At 37.2% G+C, this 14,484-nt stretch carries 20 protein-coding genes; 14 read left to right on the plus strand and 6 right to left on the minus strand.

The window, feature by feature from the left end; all coding sequences use genetic code 11:
* The 6 genes from ABMA79_RS02400 to ABMA79_RS02425 form a co-directional block, all read left to right on the plus strand.
* A partial coding sequence (locus ABMA79_RS02400) for a hypothetical protein (protein WP_393089966.1) occupies positions 1-240 on the plus strand: 240 nt, incomplete at its 5' end.
* 9 nt (positions 241-249) lie between these two features.
* Complete coding sequence (locus ABMA79_RS02405; RefSeq protein ID WP_393089969.1) at positions 250-636, plus strand: hypothetical protein; 387 nt, start codon at positions 250-252, stop codon at positions 634-636.
* A 64-nt stretch (positions 637-700) separates the two neighbouring features.
* Entirely contained in the window at positions 701-1,156 is a 456-nt protein-coding gene (locus tag ABMA79_RS02410) for a hypothetical protein (protein WP_393089972.1), read from the plus strand.
* A 96-nt stretch (positions 1,157-1,252) separates the two neighbouring features.
* Positions 1,253-1,552, plus strand: a complete 300-nt coding sequence (locus ABMA79_RS02415) for a hypothetical protein (protein WP_393089975.1) — start codon at positions 1,253-1,255, stop codon at positions 1,550-1,552.
* A gap of 52 nt (positions 1,553-1,604) precedes the next feature.
* A complete protein-coding gene (locus ABMA79_RS02420) occupies positions 1,605-2,573 on the plus strand; it encodes a cupin domain-containing protein (protein WP_393089978.1) in 969 nt (322 codons plus the stop codon).
* Between the two features lie 90 nt (positions 2,574-2,663).
* Positions 2,664-3,413, plus strand: a complete 750-nt coding sequence (locus tag ABMA79_RS02425; protein WP_393089981.1) for a type 1 glutamine amidotransferase domain-containing protein — start codon at positions 2,664-2,666, stop codon at positions 3,411-3,413.
* A gap of 15 nt (positions 3,414-3,428) precedes the next feature.
* Here the strand turns inward: ABMA79_RS02425 and ABMA79_RS02430 are convergent, their stop codons facing one another.
* The gene (locus ABMA79_RS02430; RefSeq protein WP_393089984.1) at positions 3,429-4,190 is read right to left on the minus strand and encodes an MBL fold metallo-hydrolase; all 762 of its coding nucleotides are present in this window, start codon (positions 4,188-4,190) and stop codon (positions 3,429-3,431) included.
* Between the two features lie 57 nt (positions 4,191-4,247).
* Between ABMA79_RS02430 and ABMA79_RS02435 the strand changes: the two genes are divergently transcribed.
* From ABMA79_RS02435 to ABMA79_RS02445, 3 genes are all read left to right on the plus strand, one after another.
* Positions 4,248-4,592 carry a MerR family transcriptional regulator gene (locus ABMA79_RS02435; protein WP_393089987.1) on the plus strand — a complete coding sequence of 115 codons (345 nt, stop codon included), beginning with the start codon at positions 4,248-4,250 and terminating at the stop codon, positions 4,590-4,592.
* An 84-nt stretch (positions 4,593-4,676) separates the two neighbouring features.
* The gene (locus ABMA79_RS02440) at positions 4,677-5,426 is read left to right on the plus strand and encodes a substrate-binding periplasmic protein (protein ID WP_393089990.1); all 750 of its coding nucleotides are present in this window, start codon (positions 4,677-4,679) and stop codon (positions 5,424-5,426) included.
* Between the two features lie 68 nt (positions 5,427-5,494).
* Positions 5,495-6,415, plus strand: coding sequence for a glutaminase (locus tag ABMA79_RS02445; protein ID WP_392911607.1), 921 nt, complete (start codon positions 5,495-5,497; stop codon positions 6,413-6,415).
* Here the strand turns inward: ABMA79_RS02445 and ABMA79_RS02450 are convergent.
* The 3 genes from ABMA79_RS02450 to ABMA79_RS02460 form a co-directional block, all read right to left on the minus strand.
* Complete coding sequence (locus ABMA79_RS02450) at positions 6,412-7,044, minus strand: hypothetical protein (protein WP_393089993.1); 633 nt, start codon at positions 7,042-7,044, stop codon at positions 6,412-6,414. The genes ABMA79_RS02445 and ABMA79_RS02450 overlap by 4 nt on opposite strands.
* A 101-nt stretch (positions 7,045-7,145) precedes the next feature.
* Positions 7,146-7,736 (minus strand): HAD family hydrolase, encoded by a 591-nt coding sequence (locus ABMA79_RS02455; protein WP_393089995.1) that lies wholly within the window; start codon positions 7,734-7,736, stop codon positions 7,146-7,148.
* A gap of 72 nt (positions 7,737-7,808) precedes the next feature.
* Positions 7,809-8,858: a hypothetical protein gene (locus tag ABMA79_RS02460; RefSeq protein WP_393089998.1), complete on the minus strand. Its 1,050-nt coding sequence runs from the start codon at positions 8,856-8,858 to the stop codon at positions 7,809-7,811.
* Between the two features lie 192 nt (positions 8,859-9,050).
* Between ABMA79_RS02460 and ABMA79_RS02465 the strand changes: the two genes are divergently transcribed.
* Together ABMA79_RS02465 and ABMA79_RS02470 are read left to right on the plus strand one after the other, a co-directional pair.
* Positions 9,051-9,305 (plus strand): hypothetical protein, encoded by a 255-nt coding sequence (locus ABMA79_RS02465; RefSeq protein WP_392856676.1) that lies wholly within the window; start codon positions 9,051-9,053, stop codon positions 9,303-9,305.
* Between the two features lie 289 nt (positions 9,306-9,594).
* On the plus strand, positions 9,595-10,962 hold the full coding sequence (locus ABMA79_RS02470) for an ATP-binding protein (protein WP_393090001.1): 1,368 nt from the start codon (positions 9,595-9,597) through the stop codon (positions 10,960-10,962).
* On the opposite strand, the gene ABMA79_RS02475 is transcribed toward ABMA79_RS02470, so the two are convergent.
* On the minus strand, positions 10,942-11,778 hold the full coding sequence (locus ABMA79_RS02475; RefSeq protein WP_393090004.1) for a protein-L-isoaspartate O-methyltransferase: 837 nt from the start codon (positions 11,776-11,778) through the stop codon (positions 10,942-10,944). The genes ABMA79_RS02470 and ABMA79_RS02475 overlap by 21 nt on opposite strands.
* Before the next feature lie 114 nt (positions 11,779-11,892).
* On the opposite strand from ABMA79_RS02475, the gene ABMA79_RS02480 reads away from it, so the two are divergent.
* A complete protein-coding gene (locus ABMA79_RS02480; protein ID WP_393090006.1) occupies positions 11,893-12,441 on the plus strand; it encodes a GNAT family N-acetyltransferase in 549 nt (182 codons plus the stop codon).
* A 1-nt stretch (position 12,442) separates the two neighbouring features.
* On the opposite strand, the gene ABMA79_RS02485 is transcribed toward ABMA79_RS02480, so the two are convergent.
* The gene (locus ABMA79_RS02485) at positions 12,443-13,447 is read right to left on the minus strand and encodes a cytochrome-c peroxidase (RefSeq protein ID WP_393090009.1); all 1,005 of its coding nucleotides are present in this window, start codon (positions 13,445-13,447) and stop codon (positions 12,443-12,445) included.
* A gap of 148 nt (positions 13,448-13,595) precedes the next feature.
* Here ABMA79_RS02485 and ABMA79_RS02490 point away from each other — a divergent pair, with 148 nt between their 5' ends.
* The gene (locus ABMA79_RS02490) at positions 13,596-14,201 is read left to right on the plus strand and encodes a hypothetical protein (protein ID WP_392911624.1); all 606 of its coding nucleotides are present in this window, start codon (positions 13,596-13,598) and stop codon (positions 14,199-14,201) included.
* Positions 14,202-14,484 (plus strand): DEAD/DEAH box helicase (locus ABMA79_RS02495; RefSeq protein ID WP_393090012.1); only part of this gene is annotated, 283 nt, incomplete at its 3' end.

Genomic DNA, 14,484 nt, shown 5'->3' on the forward strand with positions numbered 1-14,484 from the left:
TTCCTTTGTACAAAACTTACAGATGAATACAAGAATATGAAATTGAATGATTTTAGCTGTGACCTGATTCTAAGCAATGCAGGAATTGATGATAAAGAATTCAACCCTGGTGGAATAGGCCCTTCTGGCTTTGTTGGTGGAGGCTTTCCTGGACAAGTTGATACGCTTGCGCCCAAGCCGGCTCCTGTAAAACAGCCAGAAACTTTACAAAACGAAAAACAAGAAAATAGCAGATACTAAGGCAATAATATGAAAATACTTTTAACTTTTTTATTTCTTTGCACAAATACACTAGCTTTTGAATACGCTTTTAAAACTAGTCGTGAAGAAGGGAAATTAACATTCTTTAAAGATAAGATATATTTTATTACCCATCAAAAAAATGGAGTAATATCAATTGAAGACTGTAGTAAGGAAAAGGTCGAAGAATTTAAGAATTCATTATTTCAGGAACTAACTAGCGTTGCGCCTGGCCCAGGTGATGCCCTTGTGTTTACAAATGGTGGTCAATATTCTCTTTCCAAGAATACTGGACTGTATCCTCGCTTAGATGATATCCATCAAACAATCACTGAGCTTAAGGAAGAGATGCATTTGGAATGCCTAAAGCATGAAAAATCTGCAAACGGGCAATAAAAAAAAGAGACGATACGAAATAATATGTTAAGTAACTTAAAATACAATTTTTAAGGATTTACATATGAATAAGGCATTCTTCTTAATTGCTATAGCGACAATTTTAAATGCAAGTGCGGCAATGGACTTCAATAAGGTTCGCAATATGTTCAAAGAGGGAAGCTCCCTGAGCAGTCCACAAATACTTGATGAGATTCAAGGCAGAGTTTGGAATGGCCGCTGTTATCAGCCAGATTCAGTTAATGAGAAATTAGGTAGCATTCTCTATATCAAAAAAAATAAATCATATGAGCTCTTAACAGTAGTTTCTAATTATGAGAATTATCTTGATTCGATGACTAGATTTGAACTTCTAGACAAGTATGAGGATTCATTTAATGAGCTTAATCTTGATTCAGATCTTAGTATCTCTCACAACGATGGAAAGAAAACAGTTTATAGAGGAGCTGATGAGTATCTCGTGTCTAAGTATCGAAACTTCACTGGGAATCTAAGATACTGCATCTATTTTGAGAGATAGTTAGGTATAAGATAATCTTATTACATAACCACTTAATACTTATTTTTCTTATCTATAAGTTTTGATCATTATTAGATCAACAAAATGGAGGGAAGAATGAAATCTATCATTATCATGGCCTGTGCGGTCTTATCATTAAATACTTTTGCACAAGATATTTTCATAGCTAAGGGGAAGGCCCTGTACTTTCACACTCATTCACGAGTCGCTAATATACTAGCAGGTAAGCATGCTGAGCTTGATGCATTTGAAATGGCGCTAAATTCTATCGTTGATATTTGTGGGGGCGAGAACTTTTGGCTACATGAAGACGTTAAGTTTCATCATCGTATTGACTTCCAATCACCAAGTATAATGGCGACTGCTGAACAAAAGTTTTCTTGCATTAATTTCTAAAAATTTAAGTTTCGGTTATACTAAGAGAGATTAGTTTGACTAGGAAATAAATTTGGAAAGAGATTTAAAAGATGTAGGCCACTTTGTTGATATTAGAGAGATCAATGATGACCACTTTAATGAAGATTTAAAGGTTGGTGGAACAAATGCAAATATGTCAAAGCACTTTGGATTAAAAAGAGTTGCGGCACATTACTTTAAAATTCCACCGGGGTATCGAACATCTGAGCCTCATGCTGAAAGCTTAGAAGAAGAATTTATCTATGTGATCTCTGGCGAAATTGATCTTTGGTTAAATGGGAAGATAAAAAAAATGAATAAAGGTGACTGCATCGGATTTCCTGCGGGGACAGGTGTCGGTCACTGCTTTATCAATAATTATGAGTCTCCTTGTGAGCTATTTGTTTCAGGGGATCGAACTAGGCCCGATAACCAATACTATTTTCACCTCGATCCAAGCCTGAAAGTAGAGTGCGGTGATAAGTGGTGGGACGATATGCCCAAGCAAATTCTAGGGGGACATGATGGATTACCTGGCCCATTTGATGAGAGCTTAAGAGATGACTCTATTGAGGTCTATAATGGATTTGATAACCTAACGAATGATAGCTTTTCTTATCCAGGAGATACTGAAACGTTCTCAAATGGTGTTTGCTTAAGCCGAAAATTTGGAATGAAGAATATCGCAATTTGGCTTGAAAGAATTCCTGTGGGGAAGAGGACGTCATGGCCTCATGCCCACTCTGTGGAAGAGGAATTTGTCTTTGTTCTTGAAGGTGAGCCTCATGTCTACTTAGATGGCCAGGAATCTGTTGTTAAACCATTTACTGGCATTGATTTTAAGGCCGGCTCAGGTGTTGCCCACACTCTTATCAATAAATCTAACGACTTCATCTACTATCTCTGTGCAGGGGAGTGTGCGCCTAAGAATGACAAGATCTACTACCCTGAGCATCCTGAACGTAACGAAGAAATGCGCCAGAAAGGTGAGTTATGGGAAGTTAAGGATATTCGTTCTTAAAAAAAATCAACTTTTCAACCTATGTAAAGGAAATCAAAAAATACCCACGCTATATTAACTCCATAATCAACAAACGATGAAGGAGAAAATATGCGTATGTTATTTAAAATTTCAGCTTTACTACTTACTCTAGGTCTAGGGACTAACATTCAGGCCAAAACAAATCAAAAAGTCCTAATTGTTGTCACAAGCCATGATAAATTAGGAAACACTGGCAAGAAGACTGGTTTTTGGTTACCGGAATTAACACACCCTTATTATGAATTAATCAAGGCCGGTATTAAAGTTGATATCGCCAGTCCACAAGGTGGAAGTGCACCGATTGATATGAATAGTTTTGCCGAAAAGGATAGCTATAATGATCGCTTCTTAAAAGATGCGAATCTTATGGCCAAGGTTATTCGCACAATTCCACTAGCAAAGATTAATCCAAAAGATTATGCTGCCGTCATTTATAGTGGTGGGTCAGGAGCAATGTGGGACTTCGCCAATAATAAAGATGTAAATCGCATCTCAAAGGAGCTCTATGAAATGGGGGGAGTTGTCTCTGCAATTTGTCATGGAACGGCCGCGCTTTCAGATATAAAATTATCAAATGGAAAGTATCTTATTGATGGGAAGAAGTTCGCTGCTTTCACAAGAGAAGAAGAGGCATTGATTGAGCAGCTTGATATCATTCCTTTCTTATTAGAAGAAAAGCTTGCTCAAAGAGGTGGAAAACACATTTATGGTAAGGCATGGAGTGAAAATGTTATCGTCGATGAAAGATTGGTTACAGGACAAAATCCTGCCTCGGCCAAAGAGGCAACTTTAAAAGTCATTGAACTGATAAAGAAGTAGGGGGCATCGCGCCCCCTAATTTAGTTTGATACTCTCTCCATCTTCAGGAATGATAAATCTCTTACTTGCTTCATTACCTAGTAATTCCTTTAATTCTCTTCGTGATAATCGGCAATGATCAAGGGCATCCATGTGGTTGGCAATAATTGTTCCTGTGCTTATCTCGATTAATTTCTTTATGTCTTTTTTAGGAAGAAGTAGTGGAGAGCCAATATCAAATTGGGCAATACCTGTTGGTGCCACGATATAGTCTGGTTGTTCTTTTTTGATAAACTCGATAATTCGCGGTGTAAGAACAGTATCTCCCATAAGGTAGAGTGAAGGTTGATTTGGTAATTTGATAAAATATCCAACTCCGTGTTCAAGGAAAGGATAGAGAAAGCCTCTTACGTGTTGGGCCGGAATTTGGCGAATTGAACCATCAAAGAATTTATCTTCCTTCTCAAGAGGCCATGACTTGATTCCTTTTGACTCTAAGTATTTTGCATCTTTTTGAGTCGCAAAAGTAGCGATATTCTTTCTTCTTAGAAATTTCCTACCGGCACTATCAAGGTGATCAAAATGACCCTTCTGACAATGAGTAATTAAAGCATGTGTGATCTGTCCCTTTTGCTGATGAAATGTTTCTGGAAGCTCAACAGTAGGGTTTCGTACGTTTGAGCCTATATAGCGTAGGCGCGGTAGCATGCCTTTATTGGCAAGCATTGGGTCGACTAAAATTAGATTTTCTTTGTAACTAATTAAAATTGTTGCATTTCGTACTTGAGTTATTAACATATTAGCTCCTTTGAATTTATAATAGGGTATGGAGTAACTCCACAGTAAAGGGAAAATATGAATATTTCTGAACTTGAGAATATTAGCGGTTTAACAAGAGATACGATTCGATATTATGAGAAGATCTCATTAATATCTTCGCCGCAAAGAGATGTTAATGGATACAAGATCTATACCAAGGCGAACTTGCAAGAGATTCGTTTTATCTCTAGTGCAAAGGAATTGGGGTTTACTCTAAGTGAGATTAAACGTGGAATGGACTCTTTTATTAAAAGGGGAAGGCCTTGTGAAAATTTCAAAAATAATCTTGAGAAGAAGAAGGCCATTATTAAAGATAGAATTAGTGAAGATAAGGCCAAGTTAAAGAAGATCGAAAAGTTTTTAAAACTGGCCGGCCTTTAAACTAGTCTAACACACTGATATCACGAAAAGGTGGCGTGTACCTTCTTGTCAATACTATTTGGTTAATATAGCCTTTTAGGTGTTATGCTAAAAATAAAACACCTTTTCACGCTTATTCTTTTTCACGTTGCTTTGCTGAATGCAAGCTTTGCAAGTGAAATCAAGACTATCGAAATCTCGACTCCTAAATGGGATGGTTTTACGAATAAAGACGGATCAGGGCTTTATTTTGAACTGGTAAAAAAAGCTTACTCTCTTTCAAATATCAAAGTTAATTATACCTTTGTTCCATGGCCAAGGGCCGTTAAGTATGTGAATGAAAATCACAAAGATGCGATGCTTGGTGCTTATAATAGTGACCCAGAGTCAATCTATCCAAATTATCCAATCGATGTTGAATACACACTGGTGATCTATAAAAAGAATTCTTTAAAAGACTGGCAGGGAGTGGAGAGTCTCAAGGGAAAAGAGGTCTATTGGGTTCGTGGCTATAATTACCATGAATATATAAAAACGAAATTAGATTGGAGAGAGCTTCAAGATACTAATCAAGGCTTAAAACTTCTAGAAAAGGATCGCATCAAATTCTTTATCGATTCTAATAATACTCTTAAGCCTAAATTAAAGGAATTTAAAATAGACCTTAAAGATTATGAAATAAAGCCAGTAATTACAAAATTTCTCTATGTGAGATTCTCTCGCACCAAGAAGTCGCAAGAGCTTATTAAGATCTTTGATAAGAATATGGCCACACTTCTTAAGACTAAAGATCTCGAAAAAATCTATAAAAAGTGGAATCATAAAATGCCAGACTTCTCTGCCGTCAAAAAGTAGTAGGTAAGAGTTTCATTAAAATCAAAAATAGAATTAAAAAAGTAGAAGTTTAAAGCTATATTATTCCCATGGAAGAGAATTATACACAGATTTTAGAAAGGATTTACGCTGAAATCCTACCAATTATTGGCAAGGGTAATGTCGCTGACTATATACCTGAACTGAGTAAGGTTGAGCCTAATCAATTTGGTATGTCCATTTGTACTAATGATGGGCATGAGTATATTATCGGTAATGCGCAAAAATCATTCTCAATTCAATCAATCTCTAAAGTCTTTTCATTAGTTCTGGCCTATCAGAAGCTCGACTCAAAGCTTTGGTCTCGTGTGGGCCTTGAGCCTTCTGGAAACCGCTTCGATTCACTTGTGCTCCTTGAAAATGAAGGGGGAATTCCTCGCAATCCATTTATTAATGCCGGTGCCATTGTTGTCGTGGATACACTGATTGATCTCTATGATGATCCAGTTAATGAGGTTTTAAAATTTGTTCGCGAGCTAAGTGGTAACGAAAATATTTTTATTAATGATTCAGTAAGGGCCTCTGAATTAGAGTGTGCCAATCGAAACTACGCCCTGACATACTTCATGAAAAGTTTTGGCAATATCAATAATGAAGTTTCAAAAGTTATTGATGTTTATACAACAATTTGTTCCATCGAAATGTCATGCGTTGACTTGGCGAGGTCTTTTAGACTCTTTAGTTCAAATGGACAAAACCCTTGGAATGGAAAGAAGATATTAACGAAGAGCCAGAACAAGAGGATGAATGCCATTATGATGACATGCGGACTCTATAACTCTGTAGGGGACTTTGCTTACCGAGTTGGGATCCCGGCAAAGTCAGGAGTTGGTGGTGGTATCGTTGGTGTGATCCCAAATGAAATGTCTATTTCAACTTGGTCACCTTGCTTAGATGATACAGGAAACTCTTTAGCGGGAATTGAAGCACTAGAGCTTTTCACAACATATTCTGAGCAATCAATTTACTAAAACTGTAAAAGACATTCCTTTGCTTTATATGGGCCAAATTCTTCGTCTTTTAATAATTCTTCGTAACACGGGGCCAATTCATCTTCACTGATATTCTTATCTGCCGTTAATTCGAGACAGTTAAAAGTATAAGTCGCAAAATCTTTAGTTGCTTTTGCTATTGCTGTACAAAACTTAGCAGCAGGCTTACTAAAGAGAGAGTTTGCGGCATAACTTAGGCATTGATAACCATTGAACGTCGAGTACTTGGCCACCTCATCACAAGTTGCTAAGATATTATCATCAAATTCGTTATTTACAGAAACCTCAACACAAGCAACCGCATTCACTGAATTCTCTTTTACTTTTTTAGCGATCTCAATGCAGTTTTGAGCAGCATTCTTTGGAAAGCTTTTTCCTACAGCTTTTCGTACACAAGTCATTGCATAGAAAATTGAAAAATTTGCAATTTCAGAACAAACAGGAATAACGTTGGCATCTAGTGGGCCACCATTTTTTATGACCCTCTTACAAAGTGAAGCATCTTGAGGATACTTCTTACCAATTTTCTTACATAGCTCATTCTCTGAAGCATTGGCCGCAAAAGTTAAAGAGATTAGTGCAAAGATGATAAATTCTTTTTTGATCATAATGATTCCTAGGTGTAATTTATTTTGTTTAATATAGTTGATAAAACCAAGGAAAGTACAGTCTATAAATAAAGCTATGTATTAATTATTGACCTAGAATCTTAAACTCTTTGCCAACACATATAGGCCTCATCGGCCAGTTCCAGAAGCTGCTGATCTTCAATTGTGTCACCATAGGCATAGATCTTATCAAAGCTTGAGAGGTCATACTTCTCTTTGACTCTCTTGGCCTTCATATGACCAGTACAATCACCGTTGTGGTAGCTTCCTGTGCAGATGCCTGCTCTCGTTTCTAGGGATGAGCAGATAAGTTCAAACCCATTTTCCTCACACCATGGAGCAAGGTAGAGATCTAAAGATGCCGAAACGATGACAATCTTACTGCCAAGCTTTCGATGTCGCTCAATTTCTTCTTGTGCGTTCGTTCTAATGACTTTTGGAAGAAATGACTTAGAAAAGCTAAGGCCCAGCTCTTCAAGTTTAGAAGCATGCTGTCTTGTATAGGCATACTTGACGATGAGGGCGCGCATTGTAGGCCCTGATAGAAGTTTTAATTTGTAGGCAATAACAAATGGAGAAAGTAGAAACTTTCCAAGTCGTAACTTCTTTTTACTTACTGAGTAATAGATAAATTCTGTGAATGTATCTTTGAAGGTTATTGTTCCATCAAAATCAAATAGGGCCAAGTTCATGATCAGATTTTAAGGTAAGCTAAACAGCATGTCATGAAATAAAAAGGCCCTTAAATAAGGGCCTAGTGTATGTTATCTATTCTGTAGCCAATTTAAAACAAGGTTGTAATAACTTGTTTCAAATTCACCATAGCTCGAGAGGGGGGAGGTTGAGCTATTTAAGATATCATTGAATTGATATTCAAAATTATTCATCACATTGGCAGGAGCAACACAGGCACCAGTAAAGACTCGATCAGAAGGACATGGTGCTGTATCGATTGTATCAAGGCCATGCCAACGATCTGTTTGCATAAATAGTTTAAAGCCACTTGTCCCTAAACCTTGTGACTGGAGGTAGGCCACGATTGTCGTATATAAAGGGTAGGCATTGTAACTTCCTGACTCGGCCTGGCCGTCGGCCACAATATTGCGAGATGGTGCATACTTACTGTGATAGCTTGCCCACTGTTTAGCACTCAGAATTGGAGCACCTGATGACAACTCTGCTAAACCTTCTACCCACCAACCTGGTGTAACATTAAAGCCATGTTCATTATGATTAAATTGCGAGTCTAAAATATGCATAAGTTCATGCTTATGGAGAGTGTACTCATAGCTAAATCCGTTATCAGCGTTACTATTATAGGCACTAACGACAAGTGCCGATCCATGACCTGATCCATGGGAAGACGTTCTATTTAAGACACAAATACCAATCCTTCCACCATAGGCAACAGTAATTAGATCTGTGTTATTTAAGTTGAGATGGCCAGCAAACATCTCAAGGTTAACTTCCGCCATTGCTACAATCTTTTGTAGAATACTTCGTGGAACACTATCGCTATCTGCTGCGATCTCAAAATGATCTGACCAGAAAGCTGGCCTTCCATGACATGCAGGTTCTTCATAGTGTTGTGTTCTAGAAATATATATTCCACCATCAGTCGAGCTCGGCTTTGCTGAAATAGCTGGAACCATATTCATTTTACTTTTAACTTTCTCAATACTAAGGCCACTTGCACCCCAGCCATAATTACCACCATTGGCCTTGGGTCCATCATCTCCACCAGGCTCACACGAGGTAAGCAGTGAAGTGAGTATTAAGAGTAGAAATGTGAATGCTGATACTTTTTTTAACATCAATATCCTTTTTGATTGTATGTTGTTGAATTTATTATTGTAGCACTAGGGTTGATCAATGTTCACTAAGGGTATTTTCTATCTATCGATTGAATCTATTGGAATAAGCTAATGGATAAGTTGTACAAGGCCATGGCCAAAGTATTGTTTTCGACGTAGCAATAGGACTCATAACAAATTAGGGGAGCATTTATGAAATCACTTTTATTATCTGTACTATTTTTATCGTCATCATTCTCGTTTGCTGCTTCAGACAAGCAGCTAATTGATATTCTAGAAAATGCTCTACGCTTTGAAGGTTACGTTGTTCTTGATCAGGTAAAAGAAAATGGCGAGTACACAGAAGTTGATTTCTATGTCGGCGCATATGGTGAAGAGAGATTCACAAGTTGCTTACTAAGAAATGATCAACTAGTAAGCTGCAAGGATAATTGGTTTAAGCTGTAAACTAAGAGATAAGAAATAAAAAAGCCCTAATCAGTGAAAAGGGCTTTTTTGTTATGCCGCACACGCAACGATGTGCTGTACGCAGAGTGGTCATTCTCAAACAAGAACTAACACTAAATACATATTATCAGCAAAACAAATTCATAGATTTAATTTTGGTTAAATTCTTCTAAATCTTACATTGCTATGTAAGTGTTGAGTATTAAGGATTCCTTGAGATAAGTTTCTCTATGTCCTCTAGATTAAATAAGTCTTATGGGGTAATATCGTTCTCTATATTGAGGAAAATTTGAATATTAGTAATAAAGCAGTCCATGCATACATTAATTACATCGTTGAAAATAATGATGACCCAAGGTCTTTCTTTGAAAGCCTAGGTTATGACTATTCTCTTATTAGTGATGAAAAAAAGTATATGACATGGAATGATTACCGCCTCATTACGGAATCTCTTAATGACAAATACGATAAGTTCTATGAAGGAATGACTAAACACGGCCTAACAAATAAGTACGTTAAACGAGTCCTTGATATTCTTTCAAGAATGATTAGCTTTCGTTTTGTAGGTGACTTCATTTTAAAGTATTCGTTTAAAACATTCTATACAGATGCTGTGAAGATAGAGCTGGTTGAAACAGGGAAAACTTCTTTTGATATTAAGCTTACCTTTGATCGACCTGAAGATATTTTTCCAGTCTTTGTTGATATGTATCGTATTGTCTTCTTGGCCCTACCAAGAATGGTTTCTGAGTCCATGTCTTGGGATGTGGAGATTACTCAAAATGAGAATGTCTTGATATACCACGTTGATGAGTATTCAAGCGCACCGTCTATTTTTGCTACTATTCAGATATTTATTTTAAGACTATTTAAACTCGATAAATATTATAAGAATCTTATTATTGAAAACCTTCAGCATAATAACGAATTGGAAAGAGCAAATCTTGAGCTAGAGATGGCCGAAAAAAAGATTCGTGAGGCCCATAAAGAAGTCTTACTTGCCAATCGCATTATTAGCCATGATATCGCAAATAAGATGCTTATTGTTGAGCATGTGAAAAGGCTTATCTCTCGCGGAGAAGTAGAAAAGGCCAATCAGAAATTGGATATCTATTATAAGTCAGTAAAGGCGATCATTGAAAATACGAGAAATGTTGTCGATGACAATTCAAACTCATTTAATATGTCTGATGTTTCGATTAAGGAAATGCTGGAAGAGCTGATTTTTGAATATCAGGATCAGGCATCAGAGAAGAATATTAAATTAGTTCTCGATTCAAATGTTGATACGCAATTTTCGATAAGGACAAATAAAGAAGCACTAAAAGATAGTGTCTTAGGAAATATCCTTCAAAATGCGATTAAATTTTCTCCTGAAAACTCAGAAGTTAAATTTAAGCTAGAAGTAACTGGTAGTGAATTCTACCTTTCTTGTAAAGATCACGGTGTTGGGATTGAGGCAAGTTTAGTGAATGAAATCAATCGAAATGAAGATAAGATCTTTAAGAGTACGGTTGGAACACATGGTGAGAAGGGAAGAGGACTTGGCCTATTCATCATTCGTAAAGTTTGTCGTGAGCTCGGGCTACATGTTCGCTTTGTTTCTGAACTTGGAAATGGAACGAAGGTCATTATCTCACAACCATACAAATGTTGATTCATTCTGTTTCATCATATGGCGACAGGAAATATCAATCTCCTTATTATTCGGATAAATTCTTAATGTATTAGTTAGTGCCATTGGATGATTAAAATCAGAGACTTTATGCTTTGTTGTCGTCGTCACAGGAACAAAGCTACAGGCCACGGCCTTAGTTGAGATAAAGCAGCCTTCTTCATCATTTTTTTTCAACACATATAAAATATCAGAATTTAGATCGCCCTTGAGGACAAAGATTAGAACGCCTCCATCTCCAAGTTGCTTATGAAAAACGGCAGGAAGATCATAAGCACCTGCTGTAAAGATTGCCCTGTCATAAGGTGCATCCTCGATATATCCCTCTGTGGCATCACCTTGCATAATTTTCACATTCTTTATATGAAGTCTGTCTAAGCAGGCGTTGGCCCTGTCTACGAGTTCGGGAATAATTTCAATACTGATAACTCGGCCATCCTTTCCAATAATATGGCCCATTAAGGCCGCATTCCATCCACTACCTGAGCCAAGTTCAAAAACTTTGTGCCCTGGCTTGAGTTCTAGAAAGTCGAGTATTGTTAAGACAAACGAAGGCTGTGAAATCGTTGATATGACCTGTTCATCTCCAAAGATGGCAAGGGGATGATCAGCATAAAGTATGGAAAGATATTCTTCAAGATTTTCATCTGTTATGGTGATCCACTTATCAGGATAGTCTCTGAGGTAAGGGACGAACATATGGCGTGGAACACTATAGTAGGCATCGATAACTTCTTTCGAAAAGCCTGTGTTTTGAGCGATAAAACGATCTTGAAATTCTTTATATAATTCCGTCATTCACTTAGGTTAATGATTAATAAGAATTTTCTCAAAGTAAGATTGGTAAAAACAAGGCTTAAGAAAGTTTAGCTCATCATTGTCATAACTTTTACTTTTTAATATATTTTGTTCATGAAAATTGAAACTCAACGTCTTATTTTGGCCATCCCTAAAGCTGGGGATGAGGTTGCGACACTCGAATTCTATAGAGAAAATGAAGAGCACTTGGCCCCTTGGGATCCTAAGAAGCCTGATGACTTCTACACATTAGATTATTGGGCGAATAAGGGCAAGGCCGCAAAAGAGGAGTTTGAAAATGAGACTTCTGTTCGTTTTAATCTATTCTTAAAGGATAGCAACCACCTCATCGGTATGGTTAACTTTACAACTCTTGAAAGGGGACCTTTTCAAAATTGTCGTGTTGGTTACAAATTAGGTGAAAAGTTTCAAGGTTACGGTTATATGAGAGAGGCCCTCTCTGTTGGTCTTGATTATCTATTTAATGAACTTAATTTTCACCGTGTGGAGGCCAATTATATTCCACAGAATTTACGCAGTGGAAATGTATTAAAGGCCCTAGGCTTTGAAGAACATGGAATTGCCAAAAACTACTTAATGATAGCAGGTAAGTGGCAAGACCATGTCCTAACAAGTAAGTTAAATCCAAATTGGAGAGCTTAGTCTAAGGTAAGCTAGGTATTTTTGTTAGCTCTCTCATAACTTCTTCTTTTGTTTCTAGCGTTGAAAGAAAGGCCATGATGTCCTCACGATCTTGTTTTTCAATTTCTATCCCAAGCTGAACCTTTCCCATGATATTGATCGCTTGATCTAAGCTGGCCACACTTCCATCATGAAAGTAAGGGGCCGTTTTAGTCACATTACGAAGAGGTGGAACCTTGAAGTATTCTTTATCATCTTCATTCTTTGTGAAATTATAGCGTCCAAGATCTCTTTTAATAGATTTTGTGTATTGGTAAGGGTCTTCGACAACACCAAATTTTTGATACATTTCACCACCAATTAATTGGCCACTATGACAACCAATACAGCCGTATTCCACAAACTTCTTCAGGCCTCTTGCTTCTTTTGTTGTTAGGCGCTGTACATCGCCATCAAGATAATCATCAAAGCGAGAGGGTCCTACAAGTGTGCGCTCAAAGGCACCAATTGCTTGGGCACTTAGTTGGGCAAGCTTCTTAGCATCCTCCTTTTTGATATTTATAGCAAATGCCTTAGAGAAGTCCTGTGCATAATTATTGCTAACGAGTTTCTCTTTTAGGTGCTCTTCATTATCAAGGTTAAAAGGTACTTTGATAAAGAATGACTTAATTGCTTGTTCTTCGACATCTTTTCGATTTCCATCCCAGTGCTGTGAAATTTGTCCTGCTGTATTGATGAGGGTTTGCGCATTACGAGGTGCAGAACGATCTTTAGTACCCTTCGACTTTTTCAGGCCATCTGAGAAGTGAAGTTGTGGTAGGTGACATCTGGAACAACTTACGGTTCCATCTCTACTTAATCTCGTGTCATAGAATAACTTTTGTCCCAGTGTGATGACTTCTTCCTTAGGCCTTTGTTCCCCAAAGTATTTGATGGAATTTAGGCTAGTACCAAAGAGATCTGATACTGGATTAGTACTCGTACAGGACGTGATAATAAATATTGATAAGAATAATATTTGTTTCATTTTACTTCCTCTTGTTAAGTTTGTTAGGTCTTCGTTGAGGAGGCTAAAATTGTTACATAAAATATAATTTCATAATAATATTAGTCGCTTATGTGTTTGCTTGAGTGTTTTGCTAAAGTAATTTAAAAACTGAACCGATACATGACTTATGAAAAAAATAAGCGTTCTTTTATTCTTAGCTACTTCCATATTTGCTCGAAATGAAGTTGACCACTACAAGTACTCTCAAAAGTGTCCGGATGGTTACCTTTATAAACTAACGGAAGTGAATGGGAAGAATAAGACTACTACATTTAGTTGTGTGGCCGACTCAGGGAAGGTTCACCCTGAGTATTCATTTAGAATTGCAAATTGGAAGAGTGGAGATTATCTACTAGAAGAGAATGCTGGAAAAGTTACAACGAAATTTAAATATAATAAAGAAGGAAAGGTTCAATCAGTTACGCAATCTCTTAAAGGCGTGAATTTTTCAAATAAATGTGATTTTAATTATAAGGCCGGAAAGCTTGTCCCAACTAAGAATTCTCAATGTAAGGAAATTCAAAAAGAATTTGGTAATATGACAACATCAATCAAGCATGAGGTCTTTTGTGAACCTAATGCTACTGAGTCTGCATGTACGACAAGTGATGGCCGTGTCTTTAGGCCTTCAACAAAAGAAACAGGTGTTCTTAGGTACTTCTATGAGAACGGGCATGTTGTTGATGAAGTTGAGGTTTCGCCGTCTTCAAATAGTCGTGCAATTTCAAAGTAAATGACTTGTTTCAAGACTCTAAATTTATCTCGCTCAACACTTGAGGCCCTAACTGGTCTTGGCTACATTGAAGCTACACCAATTCAAGAAAAGTCGATACCACCATTACTGGAGGGGGCTGATCTTCTTGGTATCGCGCAAACTGGTACCGGGAAAACTGCTGCCTTTTCTCTACCTATTATTGAAAAGTTTATTAAGAATAAGATAGAGGTTGCTCCTAACCATTGTCGTGCCATTATACTTGCTCCCACTAGAGAGCTTGCTACCCAAATAAATGATAGCA

This window comes from Halobacteriovorax sp. HFRX-2_2 (genome assembly GCF_043196705.1).
Lineage (GTDB): Bacteria > Bdellovibrionota > Bacteriovoracia > Bacteriovoracales > Bacteriovoracaceae > Halobacteriovorax_A.

Bases quoted from the DNA above. Each gene is read 5' to 3' on its own strand.
- ABMA79_RS02405 (WP_393089969.1), top strand. From the start codon at position 250: ATGAAAATACTTTTAACTTTTTTATTTCTTTGCACAAATACACTAGCT.
- ABMA79_RS02410 (WP_393089972.1), top strand. From the start codon at position 701: ATGAATAAGGCATTCTTCTTAATTGCTATAGCGACAATTTTAAATGCA.
- ABMA79_RS02415 (WP_393089975.1), top strand. From the start codon at position 1,253: ATGAAATCTATCATTATCATGGCCTGTGCGGTCTTATCATTAAATACT.
- ABMA79_RS02425 (WP_393089981.1), top strand. From the start codon at position 2,664: ATGCGTATGTTATTTAAAATTTCAGCTTTACTACTTACTCTAGGTCTA.
- ABMA79_RS02430 (WP_393089984.1), bottom strand. From the start codon at position 4,190: ATGTTAATAACTCAAGTACGAAATGCAACAATTTTAATTAGTTACAAA.
- ABMA79_RS02435 (WP_393089987.1), top strand. From the start codon at position 4,248: ATGAATATTTCTGAACTTGAGAATATTAGCGGTTTAACAAGAGATACG.
- ABMA79_RS02440 (WP_393089990.1), top strand. From the start codon at position 4,677: ATGCTAAAAATAAAACACCTTTTCACGCTTATTCTTTTTCACGTTGCT.
- ABMA79_RS02445 (WP_392911607.1), top strand. From the start codon at position 5,495: ATGGAAGAGAATTATACACAGATTTTAGAAAGGATTTACGCTGAAATC.
- ABMA79_RS02450 (WP_393089993.1), bottom strand. From the start codon at position 7,044: ATGATCAAAAAAGAATTTATCATCTTTGCACTAATCTCTTTAACTTTT.
- ABMA79_RS02455 (WP_393089995.1), bottom strand. From the start codon at position 7,736: ATGAACTTGGCCCTATTTGATTTTGATGGAACAATAACCTTCAAAGAT.
- ABMA79_RS02460 (WP_393089998.1), bottom strand. From the start codon at position 8,858: ATGTTAAAAAAAGTATCAGCATTCACATTTCTACTCTTAATACTCACT.
- ABMA79_RS02465 (WP_392856676.1), top strand. From the start codon at position 9,051: ATGAAATCACTTTTATTATCTGTACTATTTTTATCGTCATCATTCTCG.
- ABMA79_RS02475 (WP_393090004.1), bottom strand. From the start codon at position 11,778: ATGACGGAATTATATAAAGAATTTCAAGATCGTTTTATCGCTCAAAAC.
- ABMA79_RS02480 (WP_393090006.1), top strand. From the start codon at position 11,893: ATGAAAATTGAAACTCAACGTCTTATTTTGGCCATCCCTAAAGCTGGG.
- ABMA79_RS02485 (WP_393090009.1), bottom strand. From the start codon at position 13,447: ATGAAACAAATATTATTCTTATCAATATTTATTATCACGTCCTGTACG.
- ABMA79_RS02490 (WP_392911624.1), top strand. From the start codon at position 13,596: ATGAAAAAAATAAGCGTTCTTTTATTCTTAGCTACTTCCATATTTGCT.